19 protein-coding genes are annotated in these 16585 nt (G+C 61.2%); 8 read left to right on the top strand and 11 right to left on the bottom strand.

Annotation, left to right across the window (positions count from 1 at the left end):
• Nucleotides 1–2: 2 nt before the first annotated feature.
• Together AAHB16_RS03665 and AAHB16_RS03660 are read right to left on the bottom strand one after the other, a co-directional pair.
• Nucleotides 3–992: a Bug family tripartite tricarboxylate transporter substrate binding protein gene (locus AAHB16_RS03665; protein ID WP_223851705.1), complete on the bottom strand. Its 990-nt coding sequence runs from the start codon at nt 990–992 to the stop codon at nt 3–5.
• A gap of 98 nt (nt 993–1090) precedes the next feature.
• A complete protein-coding gene (locus AAHB16_RS03660; protein WP_150374439.1) occupies nt 1091–1828 on the bottom strand; it encodes an IclR family transcriptional regulator in 738 nt (245 codons plus the stop codon).
• A gap of 166 nt (nt 1829–1994) precedes the next feature.
• On the opposite strand from AAHB16_RS03660, the gene AAHB16_RS03655 reads away from it, so the two are divergent.
• From AAHB16_RS03655 to AAHB16_RS03625, 7 genes are all read left to right on the top strand, one after another.
• Nucleotides 1995–2963: a tripartite tricarboxylate transporter substrate binding protein gene (locus AAHB16_RS03655; protein ID WP_342050122.1), complete on the top strand. Its 969-nt coding sequence runs from the start codon at nt 1995–1997 to the stop codon at nt 2961–2963.
• Nucleotides 2964–2999: 36 nt separating this feature from the next.
• Nucleotides 3000–3698 (top strand): RraA family protein, encoded by a 699-nt coding sequence (locus AAHB16_RS03650; protein WP_150374437.1) that lies wholly within the window; start codon nt 3000–3002, stop codon nt 3696–3698.
• Nucleotides 3695–4639 (top strand): hydroxyacid dehydrogenase, encoded by a 945-nt coding sequence (locus AAHB16_RS03645; RefSeq protein WP_342050121.1) that lies wholly within the window; start codon nt 3695–3697, stop codon nt 4637–4639. Before AAHB16_RS03650 ends, AAHB16_RS03645 begins: the two co-directional genes overlap by 4 nt.
• A 108-nt stretch (nt 4640–4747) precedes the next feature.
• Nucleotides 4748–5695, top strand: coding sequence for a Bug family tripartite tricarboxylate transporter substrate binding protein (locus tag AAHB16_RS03640; RefSeq protein WP_150377273.1), 948 nt, complete (start codon nt 4748–4750; stop codon nt 5693–5695).
• Between the two features lie 11 nt (nt 5696–5706).
• Nucleotides 5707–6630 carry an SMP-30/gluconolactonase/LRE family protein gene (locus tag AAHB16_RS03635; protein WP_342050120.1) on the top strand — a complete coding sequence of 308 codons (924 nt, stop codon included), beginning with the start codon at nt 5707–5709 and terminating at the stop codon, nt 6628–6630.
• On the top strand, nt 6627–7472 hold the full coding sequence (locus AAHB16_RS03630) for an amidohydrolase family protein (RefSeq protein WP_342050119.1): 846 nt from the start codon (nt 6627–6629) through the stop codon (nt 7470–7472). Before AAHB16_RS03635 ends, AAHB16_RS03630 begins: the two co-directional genes overlap by 4 nt.
• 23 nt (nt 7473–7495) lie before the next feature.
• Nucleotides 7496–8491 (top strand): Bug family tripartite tricarboxylate transporter substrate binding protein, encoded by a 996-nt coding sequence (locus AAHB16_RS03625; protein ID WP_342050118.1) that lies wholly within the window; start codon nt 7496–7498, stop codon nt 8489–8491.
• An 833-nt stretch (nt 8492–9324) separates the two neighbouring features.
• Here AAHB16_RS03625 and AAHB16_RS03620 read toward each other — a convergent pair.
• Complete coding sequence (locus AAHB16_RS03620) at nt 9325–9726, bottom strand: CPBP family glutamic-type intramembrane protease (RefSeq protein WP_150374433.1); 402 nt, start codon at nt 9724–9726, stop codon at nt 9325–9327.
• A 224-nt stretch (nt 9727–9950) separates the two neighbouring features.
• Here AAHB16_RS03620 and AAHB16_RS03615 point away from each other — a divergent pair, with 224 nt between their 5' ends.
• A complete protein-coding gene (locus tag AAHB16_RS03615) occupies nt 9951–10274 on the top strand; it encodes a hypothetical protein (RefSeq protein ID WP_150374432.1) in 324 nt (107 codons plus the stop codon).
• Between the two features lie 146 nt (nt 10275–10420).
• On the opposite strand, the gene AAHB16_RS03610 is transcribed toward AAHB16_RS03615, so the two are convergent.
• The 8 genes from AAHB16_RS03610 to AAHB16_RS03575 form a co-directional block, all read right to left on the bottom strand.
• A complete protein-coding gene (locus tag AAHB16_RS03610; RefSeq protein ID WP_150374431.1) occupies nt 10421–10930 on the bottom strand; it encodes a hypothetical protein in 510 nt (169 codons plus the stop codon).
• 538 nt (nt 10931–11468) lie between these two features.
• Nucleotides 11469–12095 carry a tyrosine-type recombinase/integrase gene (locus AAHB16_RS03605; RefSeq protein ID WP_342050117.1) on the bottom strand — a complete coding sequence of 209 codons (627 nt, stop codon included), beginning with the start codon at nt 12093–12095 and terminating at the stop codon, nt 11469–11471.
• A 379-nt stretch (nt 12096–12474) separates the two neighbouring features.
• Nucleotides 12475–12819: a hypothetical protein gene (locus tag AAHB16_RS03600; RefSeq protein WP_342050116.1), complete on the bottom strand. Its 345-nt coding sequence runs from the start codon at nt 12817–12819 to the stop codon at nt 12475–12477.
• Nucleotides 12820–12898: 79 nt separating this feature from the next.
• A complete protein-coding gene (locus AAHB16_RS03595) occupies nt 12899–13297 on the bottom strand; it encodes an Imm39 family immunity protein (protein ID WP_342050115.1) in 399 nt (132 codons plus the stop codon).
• Between the two features lie 133 nt (nt 13298–13430).
• Entirely contained in the window at nt 13431–13829 is a 399-nt protein-coding gene (locus AAHB16_RS03590; protein ID WP_342050114.1) for a hypothetical protein, read from the bottom strand.
• 316 nt (nt 13830–14145) lie between these two features.
• The gene (locus AAHB16_RS03585) at nt 14146–14838 is read right to left on the bottom strand and encodes a hypothetical protein (protein ID WP_150374430.1); all 693 of its coding nucleotides are present in this window, start codon (nt 14836–14838) and stop codon (nt 14146–14148) included.
• Nucleotides 14839–14861: 23 nt separating this feature from the next.
• Entirely contained in the window at nt 14862–15239 is a 378-nt protein-coding gene (locus tag AAHB16_RS03580) for a DUF2513 domain-containing protein (protein ID WP_223851703.1), read from the bottom strand.
• A gap of 592 nt (nt 15240–15831) precedes the next feature.
• Nucleotides 15832–16518 (bottom strand): AbiV family abortive infection protein, encoded by a 687-nt coding sequence (locus AAHB16_RS03575; protein ID WP_150374429.1) that lies wholly within the window; start codon nt 16516–16518, stop codon nt 15832–15834.
• Nucleotides 16519–16585: the final 67 nt, after the last annotated feature.

The following is a 16585-nucleotide window of genomic DNA, read 5'->3' as shown; positions in this document are numbered from 1 at the left end:
GGTCAGTTCAGCGTGATATTGGCACTGCGGATGACACGGTCCCACTGTACGGCTTCCTGACGCGCCTGCTTGCCAAGCTCGTCGGCCGAGGTGACATGGAGGTCCACGCCCTGCACATCCAGACGCTCGCGCAGGCCCTTGTCGTTGCCGATCTTCACCAGCGCGGCATTGAGGCGCGCGACGACGTCGGCCGGCGTGCCCGACGTTGCGTATATGCCGTACCAGGTCGTGTATTGAAAGCCCGGCAAGCCAGATGCCGAAATCACGGGAATCTTGCTCAGGCTGGGCGATGTGGACGGCGCGGTCAGGCCGATCGCGCGAATCGCACCTTTGTCGATCATCCCCTTCAGCGAGGGAAAGCTGCTGAACAGACCTTGAATCTCGCCGGATACGAGATCGTTCACGACCAGCGAGGTGCCCTTGTATGGCACGTGGTTGATATCGATCTTCGCGGTAGCTTTGAACTGCTCCATGCCCAGGTGCGCGAGGCCGCCGACACCGGCGGAACCGAAATTCACCTTGCCCGGATTCGCCTTCGCATAGGCAATCAGTTCCTGCGCGTTGTGCACGGGGAGCTTGGCGCTGACCACCAGCACGTGCGGGCTCGTGGTGACCATGCCCACGGGCATCAGATTCTTTGCCGCATCGGCAACGCTCTTCGTCAGCAGCGGCTGAATCACGATATTGCCCGATGCCGCGAACAGCAGCGTGTAGCCATCGGGATTGGCGCGGCTCACGGCATTCATCGCCGGCAGGCCAGCGCCGCCACCGAGGTTGTCCACGACGAAAGACTGACCGAGCTCCTTGCCGAGCGCCACGCCCACTTCACGCGCGACGACGTCGGCGGGGCCGCCCGCGGCAAACGGCACAACCATCTTGACGGGCTTGTTCGGATAGGCGCCAGGCTGCGCCATCGCGTATGTGCCAAGCAGGGCGGCGAGGCAGCCAAGCGTAGGGCGAACGGCAAGACGAACGAATAGGGCGTTGCGCATGAATTGTCTCCGGGCCGGTCATCGCCGGCGGTTGTTGTCGCGGGCAATTCTATGGCGGACGGCGACGGTTCCTTGCAGCGTTTCGACAGGTGAAACGGTCAGGCGCGCGCGGAGGGCGAGGGTGGGTGGGTCGCGTAGATCTTCTCGCACCACGCCGCACTGGCGCCGAGCAGGCGCGAGAGCTTCGTTGCGGCGACGAGCTGAACGCGTGCGATCTCCGAGGACTCGGCGGCCTGAAGACGCGAGGCCGGGCCCGAGAGCGTGAGCGCAGCGAGGAATTTGTCGCCCGCGCCGAAGAGCGGGGTGGCAAATGCTGCTGTGTAAACGTCGCGGACGCCAGAGGTGAACCAGGGCAACGGTTCTTCCCGTTTGACCGATGCGTCGCCCTTGCCCCAGTACTTGAGCACCGACGCAATCGCCGTGTCGTCGAGCGGCAGGATCGTGCCGGGGAGCCGGGTCTCGCGCAGGCCTTCGCTGGGTTCGGCGCGATAGAGACACATGCGCTGCTCGTCACCATGCAGCACGTAGTACGACGCACTCTCGCGCGTTGCCAGCGCAAGCTCCTGCAGCACCGGTTCGATGACGGTGCCGAGCTGGAACGATTGCTCGTAGAGCTTGCCGAGGTAGAGCAGGCGCGGGCCGAGCGCGTAGCGGCCATCGGCCGTGCGGACCACGTAGCTCATGCGTTCGAGCGAATTGAGCAGACGAAACACCGTGGTCTTGTGCATGCCCGAGGCGGTGGAGAGCTGCGCAAGGGTCAGCACTTCGGATCCCAACCGAAAACAGTCCAGCAGGCTGAGTGCCCGTTCAACCGCCGTTACCCCGTGATTGCTCATGTCTTCCCCGACGCAGTGTTTGTCGAATTGTACTAGGTACAACGCCATTTTGAAGCGTACTTGGGTAAACGCCTAATGGACGGATGGCGGGGAGCGACTATTATGCCTTCCATACTAAATGAAACGCAGTTGTACACAGTACAACCAAGCGAACGGAGACCATCCAATGCGTGCTATCCGAACCCGCGCTCTCGTTGTTGCGGCTTTGATCCTGACCGGTACGTCGGCGCACGCCGCATGGCCGGACGACCGGCCGATCGAGGTGTATGTCGGCTTCGCCGCCGGCGGCGGCACGGATCTGCTGGCGCGTGCCATGGCCCCGTATCTGCAGAAGCATCTGGGCGGCAAGGCGCGCATCGTCGTGGTGAACAAGCCCGGCGCGTCCGGCGAGATCGCATATGTGTCGCTGTCGCGCGCGGCGCCGGACGGCTACACGATCGGCATCATCTCGACGCCCTCGTTCCTGACGATTCCCATCCAGCGCAAGCCCAAGTACGACCCCGCCGCGATCGTGCCGCTGGCGCGCGTGATCGACGATCCGACCATGTTCGTCGTCGCCGGCGACAGCAAGCTCGGCTCCATGGCCGATCTGGTCCAGCAGCTGAAGGCAAATCCCGAAGGCCTGTCGATGGGCAGCAATGGCATCGGCACCAACGGCCATATGGCTGCACTGGCGCTGCAGCAGGCGACCGGCGCCAAGGTCAATCACGTGCCGTTCTCGGGCACGTCGCAGACCAAGACCAGCCTGCTTGGCCATCACATCGACGTGATGGCGATGAGCACCACCGAATTCACGGAAGCCGACCGCGCGTCCAGGGACGTCAAGGTGCTGGCGCAACTGGGCACCGAGCGTCGTCAGGGCGTGGTGGCCGATGTGCCGACCGCACGCGAGCAGAAGCTCGATATCACCGTCTCTTCGGAGCGTGGTTTCGCCGCGCCGCGAGGTCTGCCGCCGGAGATCGCCAGCCGCCTGCAAAGCGCGATCGAAGCGACTGTGAAAGATCCCGAGTTTCTGACGCGCGCCGTCAACGAGGCGCGCGGCATTTCCTATCTGTCCGGCGCGGCGTGGACCCAGCACATGGTCACGCAGCGCGGCAAGTTCGAGAGCCTGTGGAAGATCGCTTCCACAAAGTAAGTTTGACGTTAGTCCGTTACATCATAGGAGTTGTACATGAGCACCCAGGCCAAGGCATCCCCCGCGATCCGTCGCGAATATGAGCGCGTTTCCCCCGAGCTGGTGGAGCGTGCCTCGAAGTTCCAGGCCGCGATCCTGGCCGACGTGGTTGGCCGTCGCGGTACGCTCAACGCGCGCGTGCAAGGTCTGTCGCCCACGATGAAGGTGTGCGGGCCGGCACTGACCGTCGAAGTCCGTCCGGGCGACAACCTCATGGTTCACGTGGCACTGGCGATCGCCAGGCCGGGCGACGTCATCGTGGTGGATGGCAAGGGTGACCAGACCGCGGCGCTGATCGGCGAGATCATGGCGACGCAGGCGCAGGCTTCCGGCGTCGCGGGCTTCGTGATCGACGCCGCCGTGCGCGATTCGCATGAACTCGGCCACGGTCGGTTCCCGGTGTTCTCCGCGGGGACCAATCCGTGCGGTCCCACCAAGGCCATCGGCGGTCTGGTGAACTGGCCGGCCTCCGTGGCGGGCGTGGCCGTGAACCCGGGCGACCTGGTCGTGGGCGATGCCGACGGCGTGGTGGTGATCCCGCGCGAAGACGTGCCCGTCATCCTCGAGCTTGCGCAGAAGAAGGTGGATGCCGAAGCCAAGCGTATCGCTGCCATCAAGGCCGGCGAGCTGCGTCCGGGCTGGCTCGACAAGGAACTGCGTACCGCTGGCGTGCTGGCCGAGGGGGAGTCGCTGTGAGCAGCGTGAAGAAACCCGCTTTGCTGGTCACGGGCAATGACCTGGCGCCGCAGGCGCTCGCACTGCTGCAGGACTTCGAGGTGGTCTTCGCGGGTAAGCAGTGCCCGGAAGAGGCGGTCATCGCGCTGGCAAAAGAGAAGGACCCGGTCGCGATCATCGTGCGGTACGGCAAGGTCGGCGCGGCCGTGATGGACGCCGCGCCGTCGCTGAAGGTCATTTCCAAGCACGGCAGCGGTATCGACGTGATCGACCAGAAGGCGGCCGCGGAACGCGGCATTGCGGTGAAAGCCGCGGTGGGCGCGAATGCCGCGGCAGTCGCCGAGCATGCGTGGGCGCTGATCCTCGCCTGCGCCAAGGCGGTGCCGCACCTGAACGATCGCATGCACGCGGGGCACTGGGACAAGTCGATCCACAAGACCATCGAACTCAACGGTCGTACGCTGGGCGTCGTGGGTCTTGGCGAAATCGGCCGTCGCGCGGCAGTGATCGGTGTGGCGATGGGGATGAACGTCGTGGCGTTCGACCCGTACGCCAAGGTGGTGCCGGTGGGCGTGACGCTGGTGGACAACCTGCCGCAGCTCTATCGCGAGTCCGACGTGGTCTCGCTGCATTGCCCGCTGACGGAAGAGAACCGCGGCATGCTGAACCGCGAGACCCTGGCGCAGTTCAAGGACGGCGCGATTCTGGTCAACACGGCTCGCGGCGGCCTGATCGACGAGCCGGCACTCGTCGACGCGCTGACCGGCGGCAAGCTCTACGCGGCCGGGCTGGACAGCTTTGCCGTGGAGCCGATGACCGTACCGCATCCGTTCCAGCAAATCCCGAACCTCATCCTGTCGCCGCATATCGGCGGCGTGAGCGATGCGGCCTACGTAAACATGGGACTGGGCGCGGCGAAGAACGTGTTGGCCGTCCTGCAGGACACCGCTGCGGCGGTCTGAGTCAGACCAATAGAAACAGGCATCACGACGGATTCCGTGCCATGCGCGGGACCCCGTCGCTGGTGTCAGGAGACAACGATGTTGCAACGAATCCTCTCTGTAGCCGCCATGCTCGCGGTGACTGTCGGCGCGTCTGTCGGCACCTCCGGCGCGTTCGCCGCCTATCCCGACAAGCCCGTCCGTATCGTGGTACCGAATCCGCCCGGCGGCGCGGTGGACGTCGTGACGCGCAAGGTTGCGCAGAAGCTCACCGTACAGCTGGGCCAGAGCTTTGTGGTCGAGAACAAGCCCGGTGCGTCGGGCACCATCGGCACCATGCAGGTAGTCAATGCCGCAGCCGATGGCTACACGCTGCTGGCCAACGACAACTCGTACACGACGCTGCCGTACGTGTTCAAGAAGCTCAACTGGGACCACCAATCGGCGTTGGTGCCGATCGCGCCGTTCGCGTTTTCTCCGGTCGTGATAGCGGTCAAGGCCGATTCGCGCTTCAAGGATCTGGCGTCGTTGATCGCGTATGCCAAGGCCCATCCCGGCGAGGTGACCTTCGGCACGGGCGGCCCCGGCAGCTCGCCGCATTTCTCGGCGGAAGCGTTCCAGCAGGCTGCCGGCATCAAGCTGATGCACGTCCCCTACAAGGGCGCGGGCGAGGCCACCGTAGGGTTGCTGGGTGGCAGCGTCGACCTGCTGGTGGTGTCCACGCCGACCGCGCTGGCGCCGGTCAAGGGCAATCAGATGCGTCTGCTCGGCATCAGCGGCAAGCAGCGCGTGGCGGTGTTCCCGAATGTGCCGACTTTCGCTGAAGCAGGGCTGCCCACGTTCGGCCTGTTCAACTGGTCGGGACTGGCCGCGCCGAAGGGCACCCCGGAAGAGGTGATCAAGCGGCTGCAGGCAGAGATCCAGAAAGCGCTGCAGTCCGCGGACATGAAGGAATTCCTCGCGCAGATGGGCTCGCAGCCGGGCAGTCTCGACAGCGCCGCGTTCGCGCAGCTGATTCAGCGCGAGACTTCGCAATGGGCGACCGTTGCGCAGAAAGCCAATATCGAAAAGCAGTAACGGGAGCCGACATGTTCTTCCTGCAGCAACCGGCCGTGCGCGATGCGACGGTACTCACGCGGCTACCCGAATCGTTGCGGCGGCACGATCGCGACAACGCCTGGTCCATCGCCAATCGCGGCGGCGCGATCGTCGACTCGTTTCTCGAAGGCCCGGTCTGGGCCGACGATCACCTATGGGTGACCGACGTTCCCTACGGCCGCGTGTTTCGGGTCTCGCTGCGCGGCGATTGGGAGCTGGTCACCGAATACGACGGCGAGCCGAACGGCATGAAGCGGATGGCCAACGGCGATTTCCTGATCACGGACTATCGCCATGGCCTGATGCGTCTCGATACGAAGACCGGCACGGTGAAGCCGTTCCTCGAACGCCGCAACTCGGAACGCTTTCGCGGCGTCAACGACCTGACGTTCGACAGCGCCGGCAATCTCTACTTCACCGATCAGGGCCAGACGGGCCTGCAGGATCCGACCGGGCGCGTGTACCGGCTGTCCCCCGACGGCCGGCTGGACCTGCTGCTGGCGAACGCGCCGAGCCCCAATGGCATCGTGTTGTCGCCCGACGAGAAAGTGTTGTACGTGGCCATGACGCGCGGCAATTGCGTGTGGCGCGTGCCGTTGCAGGCCGATGGCTCGGTGAGCAAGGTCGGCCAGTTCTTCACGTCCTACGGCCCCAGCGGCCCCGATGGTCTGGCGATGCGGGCCGATGGCTATCTGCTGGTGGCCAATCCCGGCCTCGGCTATGTGTGGGTGCTGAATCATCGCGCCGAACCGGTCGAGGTCATCCGCACCCCCGTGGGCGCCTCGCTGACCAACCTCTGTTTCGGCGGTGCCGATGGCAAGACGCTGCTGATGACCGAGTCCACCACGGGCTCGATCCTGAGTGCCGGGATGCCCGAGGGTGGGGCCACCGTGCACGGCGGACGCGTGGCATGAGCGGTGAGGCCTTGCCCGTTGTCGAGCTGGCCGACGCCTGCGATTGCCATATGCACGTCTACGATCGCCGCTATCCCGTCGCGGCCGGCGCGACGCTGCGGCCAGCGGATGCGTCGGTCGACGACTATCGGCGGGTCCAGCGCGCGCTCGGCACGCGGCGCGTGGTGGTGGTGACACCTTCGACGTACGGCACCGACAACCGCATCACGGTGGACGCCATTGCCGCACTCGGCACCGGGGCGCTCGGCGTGGCGGTGGTGGGGCCCGATGTCACGGACGCCGAGCTGGCGCGGCTGCATCGCAGGGGCATTCGCGGTATTCGCTTCAATCTGACGCTGCCCGCGCCGGTGACGCTCGCCGATATCCCCACGCTCGCGCGCCGCATCGCGGCACTCGGCTGGCACGTGCAACTGAACCTGCCGCCGGCGTGGCTGCCCGACGCGGCGGCCATGCTCGCCGCGTTGCCGGTGCCAATGGTGTTCGATCACTACGGGCACCTGCCGCTCGAGGGCGCGCAGGCGGAGCCCGCGTTCCGCACCATTGCCGCGCTGCTGGAGGCAGGCAAGGCGTGGGTCAAGCTGTCGGGGCCGTATATCGAATCGCGTACCGGTGCGCCGGATTACGCGGACGTCCAGCCGCTGGCGACACGGTATCTCGCGCTGGCGCCCGAGCGCATGGTGTGGGGCTCCGACTGGCCGCACCCGACGGTGCAGGCCCGCGGTGGCGAACCGGTCGACGACGCGGCCACGTTGCGCACGTTTATCGAGTGGTGCGGCGCCGCGGCATTGGCGGAGCAGGTGCTGGTGCGCAATCCGCAGACGCTTTACGCGTCACGCACGTAGAACAAATATTCTCGGAGACATCGATGTTCCAGTTTTCCTCTGTTTCGCTGCGCAAGCTCGGCGTTGTCGCCTGCATGGGCGCGGCAGCGCTCGCAATGGGCACGGCTCAGGCGCAACCCGAATGGCCGGGCAAGCCCATCAACTACATCGTGCCGTACCCGGCCGGCGGTACCACCGACATCCTCGCGCGCCTGGTGGCGATGAAAGTCGGACAGGCCCTTCATACGACCATCGTGGTGGAGAATCGTCCCGGCGCGACCGGTGCGATCGGCTCGGCCTTCGTCGCGCGCGCCGCGCCCGATGGCTACACGCTGCTGGGCGCGTCCACCGCTTCGCACGCGATCAATCCCGCGCTGAACCCGAAGCTGCCGTATGACGCGGTCAAGTCGTTCGCGCCGGTGGCGTTGCTCGGCACCATTCCGAGCGTGCTCATTGTCGGGCCCAACAGCTCGCACAAGACCGTCAAGGATCTGCTCGCTGCCGCGAAGGCCAAGCCCGGCGCGGTGACCTTTGCCTCGGGCGGTAACGGCACCATCCTGCAAATGTCCTCCGAGCTGCTGCAGCAGCACGAGAACGTGCGGATGACCCACGTGCCCTACAAGGGCGATGTGCCGGCGATCCAGGACGTGATAGCGGGCCATGTGGACTTCATGTTCGCGCCGACCGCGCCGATCCTGCCGCATGTGCAGGCCGGCAAGCTGCGCGCGCTCGCCGTCGCCACGGCCGCTCGCGTGCCGAGTCTGCCGAATGTGCCGACGATGGCCGAAGCCGGGGTGCCGGGGTTCGAAGCCGAGCAATGGCAGGGCATCTTCGCGCCGGCCGGCACGCCGCCCGCCATCGTGCAGCGGCTCAATGCCGAGATCAATCGCGCGCTGCAAGACCCGGAGGTCAAGGCGCAGCTTGACAAGCTCGGCATCAAGATCGCCGGTGGCGCGCCGGAGCGACTGACCGAGATCCAGAAGGCCGATATCGCCAAATGGAGCCGCGTCGGCAAGGCGGCCAACATCACGCTGGAGTAAGCGATGATCGACAGCAAGGTGCACCTCGGCGTCCCTCGCGCCGCCGGTTTGTGATGACGGCCATCGCGTTGGCTGGCGCGGTACCGCTTGCGCGCGCAGCGTCGCGGCAGTCGGCACCGTACTCGGAAGGCGACGAGCCGCCCGTGCCGAGGCCAAGCTGCGCCGGCTGAAGAATGGCGGGATCGTCGGGCTGCGCGTCGATTTCGTGTCGACAGCTCCTCCGGCGCCTTCCGCGTGCCGCTGTCGACCTGACACGTCGCCGGACTGGCGACCATTTATCGACAACCTCTCGGCGCGTTCGGTCGCCCATGCGCATGGCAGGATCGGGAACCCTAGGGATGCGACACTTGAATTCGTCTCAAGTACGACATCAGAAAAAACGGCCAACAATGTCTAGGGCGTTCTCAGATGTCGTGGTGCCCGCTGAATTTAAATGTCGGCACGAGCGTGCGGTTAGTGCGGGGTTGAAGGCTTCGTTGGGCCTTTGATCGGGCGGTGTCGCTGGCCGGCAGCGGCTGGGCCGACGGGCAGGGTGGGGCGCACGCAGATCGGCTTCGCAGCGCCTCCGCCGCGGGAGAGCTGGTCGCAACAATTCCCGGTGGGGTGAGCGGGCACCGGAGTTGTCCGAAGGCTCGACCGGCGCAAAACGACCCATAGCGGTCTGTCGGTCTTGCCGATAGCGCTCATTCGACGCCTTGGCACAAGACAAAGTGTCAACGGCGCGTCAACTTCTGCTCAAGCCCGCATTCGAGATGATCACGGGCCCTGATCCTGGCAAACTTGCGATGCTTGCTGAACGTCCGCTTCTGGTCGAACTGCTCCATCTAGGCAGACTATAGAAGTTGGAGCGAGAGCACCATGGCGTTCGCCAGTGCATGGGTCAGATAAGCACATAGCACCGGTCGGCCGCGCCTCCGTGCCTCTATGACAAACACGCCAGCAAGTACCATTGCCCCGAGGAAAATACTTAGGACATTTCGATCTGTAGAGCCATGCAAACATGTGAACACGATGGTTGAACCGAGCCACGCGCGCCACCAAGGTTGACGGAGCACTCCCGCTAGCAACCGTATGGGAGCCCATTGCCCAATCAGCGTTTCAACGTACGGCATCACAACCACGATAACCAGCAGTTTGAACTCTATAGAACGATTTTCGAACGGCCTTTCCTGTGCGTCCCCTGTACCCAGGATCCACCAACTCGTCAGGATCAGCAAGATCTGCCCTGCGAACATGAGTGCGGCTCCTGCGACGATCAATCCCCACCTGGAATTCCCGCTAGCGATAATGAATGCTCGGAACTCTGCCCAAGATCGCAAGTTGTAGCTCCTCTTATTTTTTTGTCTTTGCGCGTAAGAGCCCACAGTCATGAGCCTTAATCGAACAGGCGTGCGCCGCTCGACGACAATCATCAAATGAGAGATGATAACCGTACTCACTCACCAGAGAGAGCGCACCAATGGCGACCATCACAGTGAACGGCATGTCGGTTTCGGGCACTTCGATTCGGGTGAATAATGGCAAAATTTTTGTGGACGGACAGGAAATGACGCCGCACAGCAAAGTGATCACGATCCAAGTTCAAGGGGACATCAATTCGATTGATGTTTCAGCCTGTGACTCGATCCATGTCAGCGGAACTGTCGGCACCATTAGAACCATGTCGGGGAACGTCCGGTGTGGTGGCGTAACGAATTCCGTGGAAACGATGTCCGGAAACATCGATTGTGGGTCGGTGGGCGAGTCCGCTACGTCTATGTCGGGTAGTGTTAGGCGCAGATGAGCGGCGATTCAAGAAGCCTATAGGACATGTGTTGCATGGCGCGACTGAAATGTTCGGGCTAGCGACGAATTGTGTGCCATCTAGGTGAGCATACCGAGCGGCTGCTCCCGGCCGCTCTTGGACAGATTCGCATCCGGCTTTGGACATCAAGGAATCTTGACGCGCAGACGTTCTTTCATGATGAGGTTGTACAGGTTAGCCGCGGCAAACTTGTCCGGGCCATAGGTAAGAGCAAAGTTGAAGACCTTTCTCAATGTTACATAGCCCAAGTAAAGATAGGTGCTGCCGGGAATCTGAGCCGAGTAGCTCATCTCCAGCCCGCCGCCTCCAGAGTATGGCTTGACACTTCGGGACAGCACCGTTACTTGACCTGGTGCTTGCACTTCCATGGCTTCATGCCGTGCATGCAGGCATACTTCAGCCAATTTAGAAAATTTTTCGTTTGGCACTTCGTAAAAATCGCAACTTACAGTAATTGCCGCACCGTCAACGTCAGATTGCCAAGTCAGGGAGGCATCTTCGGATGTGCCCATCTGCTCCCAATGCTCAGGCAGATCAAGAAGGAATTCACTGTAAGAATACTCAATGAGCTTCTCCGGTGATTTTTTTGGCGGTGCGGGCGGGGGCGTAATCGTAAACGAGTAACTGAATTTCATATCCCACTCCTAAACCTCTGTTCGAAAGACAGGGAAAAGATACCGTTCGCTTGGTTGGCGAGCGTTGCACCTCGGGCAGAGGTGTACCGGGCGACTGCTATTGATGACCCCGAGCGGAGATGGCCTCCGCCGGCGCGCTGTAACGGCACACACGTCGCAATAGGGGAACGGAAGCACCACCGTAATCTCGGTGCCGGCCAGTCCCATCAAAGGCATGCGGCGCAGGTCCGTAGCCATCGGGCTGACCTTCGATATGGATCCGCAGTTGCAGCACGAATCAGCGGGCGCTACGAGCGGAACCTCGCTCTTGATTGGAAGGTTGATATACATCAGGGGGAGATGATCGAGTTTTTTGTTGCTTGGTCCCGCGGAGGAATGTGTCGCTGGCTCACGTGGCAGGGAATTTAGCAAAACCGCCACGCCGCTCCCCCTATGCTGACGAGGGGTGTCGCGCAAACAACACACACTTGCCATTTTCATTGGGCGATTGAACGGCCGCTCCTGGCCGGTGAGTGACCCTCGCCGGCCATGGAACCTACTAGACTTCAGTTTGCTCGGCCATCTCCAGCGCATCGCCGACTTCTATGCCAAGGTAGCGGACAGTACTTTCGAGCTTCGTGTGGCCGAGCAGTAGTTGTGCGGCGCGGAGGTTCTTGGTTCGACGGTAGATCAACGATGCTTTGCCTCGACGCATGGTGTGCGTGCCATAGGTGGTGTCATCTAGGCCAATCGAGGCGACCCATCTGTGTACCAATCGGGCGTACTGCCGGGTAGAAAGGTGGGCCGAAGTCTGTATGCGACTCGGGAATAGCGCATCCGACGAGCTCAATCCTCGGGCAGCTATCCATGCTTCAAGGCTCGCCCTCGTCTGTTCTGTGATCTCAAACTGGACCGGTCTATGAGTCTTCTGTTGGACGACTGTTGCCCGAGCACTGATGCGGCTACCGTGGCAGACATCGCGTACGAGCAACCTAGTGAGATCGCACGCCCGGAGTTTGCTGTCGATCGCGAGGTTGAACAGCGCTAGCTCGCGTAGGTTCGACGATATCTGCAGTCTCGTGCGAATCGCCCAGACCTCGCAAAGCTTGAGCGGCGGCTTCTGCCCGGTGAGCTTCCCCTTGTTCCAGGGAACATGATGGTTCGATTGAGAGTTCGGCGTGTCCATGATGGTCTCCGTTCAAATGAAGGGAGATTACGTTTGCGCCGGCGGCGACTCTTCCTGAAGCGTGTGTGAGGCCTTCTCCCGCTCCGTGGTGCGACTAGGCGGAGTTGCCGAGCGCTGCACCGCGGGTGAGATTCTGGTGCGTCAGCTTCGAATTGAAACCGGAGGCGCGGGGATTGAAGCTGATCACGACATCCCTGCAGTACTTTGAGCGCCGTGCGCGCTTACGTGCGCGCGGCGGTTTCTTTCTTTGCTGCCCGGTGCTCGACTGCGTCGCTGCCGATGGACGCTGTCCGACCCATAGCGGCCTGTCGGATAGCTCCGAAGCAGACGTTCGTAAAGCGAGTTAGTCTACGCGCCTAACCGCTCGATTTCGACGCAGTCAGCGCCTGATTGGGAGTTGTTGCGAACTCATTTCCTGCTCAAGCCATGCATCAAAGGCTTGCTCAAGTTGGCTAAACTCCTTGCGATACATGCTGATACCTCGCTCCCAGTAAACTGTGGCGTAGCCAGTCTCAGTTTGAATGAGCCAATAGCCTTCGGCCTTTGGCTTCGCAGTTACGAAACACTCAAGGCCTCGGCGCCGCGCCTCGCTAATTATTGCGGCAAAAGATGCCGTCCAACACATTGGCAAGCGGCTCCATGCGCCTTCACAGTATCGATGGACCAGATTCCACACTTGGCCGGAGAGTATTGCTTCGATTTGCTCAGATTCCGGAATTGTCACCGTTGTCTCCGTTATGCCGGATTGCAGAGCCGGTTATCAGTTCACGCTCAAATGTACAAAAAGACACGCGTCGAATTGTTTATGCAGGTGCCGGATTGGCTCGCATTGCATCGAGGAACGCGTATGGCAAGTCGAAGTTCGCCGCCACGTCGCACAAAACCTCGATCAGCAGCTTGCGAAATGCCTGTTGCAACTCCACCGCACCCATTGCACTCAAGCGCGTTATGTTGACCTGGACCGCTACGGGGATGACGGCGTTTCTTTGGTTAATTCGACCAACCTCAGTACGCATGTTGTCCTGGTCGGCATATCTGATAATCACACTTACTGTCCTGAACGGAGCCCCCGTTAGAAAGCCATTCTCCTTCATCGCAGCATCAATCTCGTCGCGCACAGCAAGCACCATCTGTCCTTCACCGCGAAAGCGGTGTTTGACGAGCGACACTGCACCAACGAGTAAGGCTCTCTCTGTTTGCATGCGCAAAGGATTTCGAACGATGATCCCGTATTCTGTCAGAAGTCACGGGTGCCATGTTCCGATCAGAAACCGGAGTTCGGACGGTGACGGCGACCGTCCGCTTCTGGCCGATCTTAACCACCTGTCATTACGCCTACGCCGGTCCCCATGCGTCGATCATGAGTTCGCCATTCAGCATGGCAAGCTCAGCCAGACTAGCGGCCCCAATTGTGACGCCGGCATTGGGGACATCTGCTTCTGCAAGTACGGCGCACCGAATTCGCCCGCTTGTGCCAAGCTCTTGCCGGATCGCGGTGTGCATCCCGCGAATTTGCGATAAACACCAGCCAACATGTTCATCTGGAATGAGCGAGGCGATTTCGTGCTGCGACGTAAATCCCAACATGGTCGTGCCTGCGACGTTATCGAGGGCTAAGGGGGCTCCTTTGATAACCTGACGGTAGTCATCGAGCTTCAAGACCCTTGCCAATCGTTCTGGCACGAGATCGTCCGAGTAGAAATAAAGCCCCGCATAGGTTCTGACAATAGTCATGTGTTCGCCTGAGAGGTCTTCCCATCACTAATCTCGTGCCAGCCTAGCAAAGCTTATGAAGAAGAACATCACTCCAACGAGGGGCGAGTGGCAGATAGGCAAGCATGTCGAGCGGCTGCTCCTGGCCGTTTGAGGAAGTTGGTCCTTAAGGACGCTGAGGGCTTAGGCTGGTCCGGCGGCTCATTGAAAGGTCGCCCACAGTTTAGGCCGCGAATGTTTAGGGGAGTAGGCAGAATCGTCGCGCCCGATCGAAGCGATCCAGCGGTGAGCTAGCCTTGCGTACTGCCGCGTCGAAAGGGTCTATTGCTGTGGCCCGCTAGGCCAGAAGGTCTACGAGATGGTCTTGGAGGGCTTGCTTGCAGGCGGCGAAGTCCTTGTGGATTTGGACCAGCGCTGACAGGCGGAAGCACTGCGCCGGTGTTGGAATCTGTACGTTCTCCTTGAGCAGGAGCAGGTCCCAATCCGGTCGCGTGATATCAAACGCCAAGTAGAGGGCACCTTTGTGCGCAACGAAGTTTCTGCAATGGGCGAGTCGCCCAAACCACCTAGGATCGATCCCGCGCTTCTGCATCCAACCATTGATGATGGCTATCCGCATTGCATCATCGATCGGCTTGCCCACGTACGCGTGAATCTCATGCATGAAGACCTTTAGGTGGTCGATGCAGGCATCCAGTTCCGTTATGAACAGATGCATGTCAGCGATTACTAGGTACTTCAGTTCATTATCAATCGGCAAAGCGACGCCAGGCTTGCCAGGGAAGAACACGTGCTGAGGTAGCTTCGCAGCGCTGGCCTTAGATTTTAGTGCTTTCAGGTTCCCATTCAGTCGGATGGTGGCCCAATGGAGCAGATTCAGACGTATGGAAATATGCAAGCCGAGTTGCGTTACTACAGTCGGCAGAGGGGGCTGGCCATGCTGGCTATGCCATGCATTGGCCTTCGCATAAACGGGAAGAACCCATTGGGCTCCTCCGAGTTCGCTCAGATGCAGAATCTGAGTTGGCATGCAGGACTCCCGAGAGCTATGGTCTAATCTCGGAACTGCGACTTGATGTAGTGCGTCGCCGCGACCTTGATCACGTCGAAGCCAAGAGCGATGCCCTTGTCGGTGATCATCTTCTTAACCTTGGACCACACCGTATCGCTGCGGATCTTGCTGAGAAATTCCTGGCCATCCCACGTCAACCGCAAGGCGAACGCTCCCGCGTAACGCTCCGACATACTGCCTATGGTCCTGGCAATGATCAGGCCCGCTTCGTTGAGCATCTGGAAGTGATAAGCGACCATTGTAGGGTCATAGCCGTCGAACTGACTTGAGGACAACCCCTCGTGGTTCGGATTCAGCCCCTCGAGGCGTGTCAAGATTTCCCGGACCAGGTCCCAGTCCCGCTTCATCGTCGGTTCCACGCTCGCTCCATACAATGTTGGCTCGTGCTGATTATATGGAGGTTATGGGGATGGTTGCGCATCCCCGGGAATTCGCTCCACCGGCAACTTTTCAGAACCCCTCAGAAGGCGCACAGCTTGTACCCATGAACGGCACTGAGAATCTCGACCTCGTGGGGCTTGGGCGGGCGCCTCGACTGAAGTATGACAGAGCGATCCGGTTGATCATCAGCTACTGCCTACCTTCAGCGGCACATTTCGCGCACCAGCGCACAGGTTCAATGCCCAGCCTGGGTCAATGTCAGTTTCCGACTGCTCAGCAGATGCTCGCCGACGAAATAGGCGATGGCGGAGACTGGCCGGTAAGCACCCGATCGACTGCGAGATCTGTTGGGCCGAGGCCAGCCGGCTGTAGTCGACTCGGTCCCCGCTGAACAAGCCGCCCCGCGGACTGCAGTTCGCTGGCCTCCGGATGGCGGCAGCCAGGGCGACTCAGGAGGGCTTCCAGCGCGAGCGGTCTTCGGCGTCGCGAGAATCGGCCCAAAGTAGCAGCCGTTCAACGTTCGACGCAAAACGTCCCGTCGAAGGCGGGTCCTCGATGGATGAGGCAGACCTATGGGAAGGGCACGCCTTCATTGATGAAGCGCTCCATCTCGTTGTTTCCGAGCGGCCGAAGACCAGCTTCCTGCATGGCGGAGTACCAACTGGCCAAAGCCCTCTTCATTGCGGAGAAGTCGTTCTTTGGCGCTGAACCCACGTGGTGGATCCAGAGCTCGATTTCTTTGACGCTGATCTCGCGCTTGCCCACAAGAAGCTTGGCGATCTGAATAAGGCTACCAGCGAGCGCTTCATCGATCGCGTTAGTGGGAACCGACCAGTGACGATTGCCCAGGCAATCTGTGTAAAACCCGAGTTGTTTTACTTTGTCGAGAACGAACGGATGTTCAGCATCTTCCTCAAAAAGCGGTCGAAAATCCTCTAGCTTCCGTGCACCCTTGACTGCAAGTTCAGGGAGTAGCCAATTAACGTTTTTTCGACTGTGAGATCGATAACTCTTCCAAGCGGCAGCGACTTCTTCTTTGGAATTCGAGGTGGCGAGTTGCCGAAGGATCGATACTTTTCCAGATTCTTCGATCGATAGAGCTGCAAGCGAAGCAGCAGTCGGAATTCGCCCAGCAGCAAGTAGCGCTTCAGCATCGTCTGCGAGACGTTGAGCATTCGCATTGGCGGCGTTCATTCCAGCGGCGACTTCCGCTGCGGATAACGGCCCTCGATATGTGTTCAGCTTCTTCGAAGACATGGGTTCTAACGTGCTATGGGAGAGAGCCGCGTCTGGAAGTCTCGTCCTGCGGCATTAGTGCATGTCT

The organism is Cupriavidus sp. OTU4054 (assembly GCF_038440175.1).
In the GTDB taxonomy this organism is placed as follows: domain Bacteria; phylum Pseudomonadota; class Gammaproteobacteria; order Burkholderiales; family Burkholderiaceae; genus Cupriavidus; species Cupriavidus pauculus_D.
Note: the sequence above shows the minus strand (reverse complement) of the source record. Positions and strands in the feature narration are given on the sequence as shown.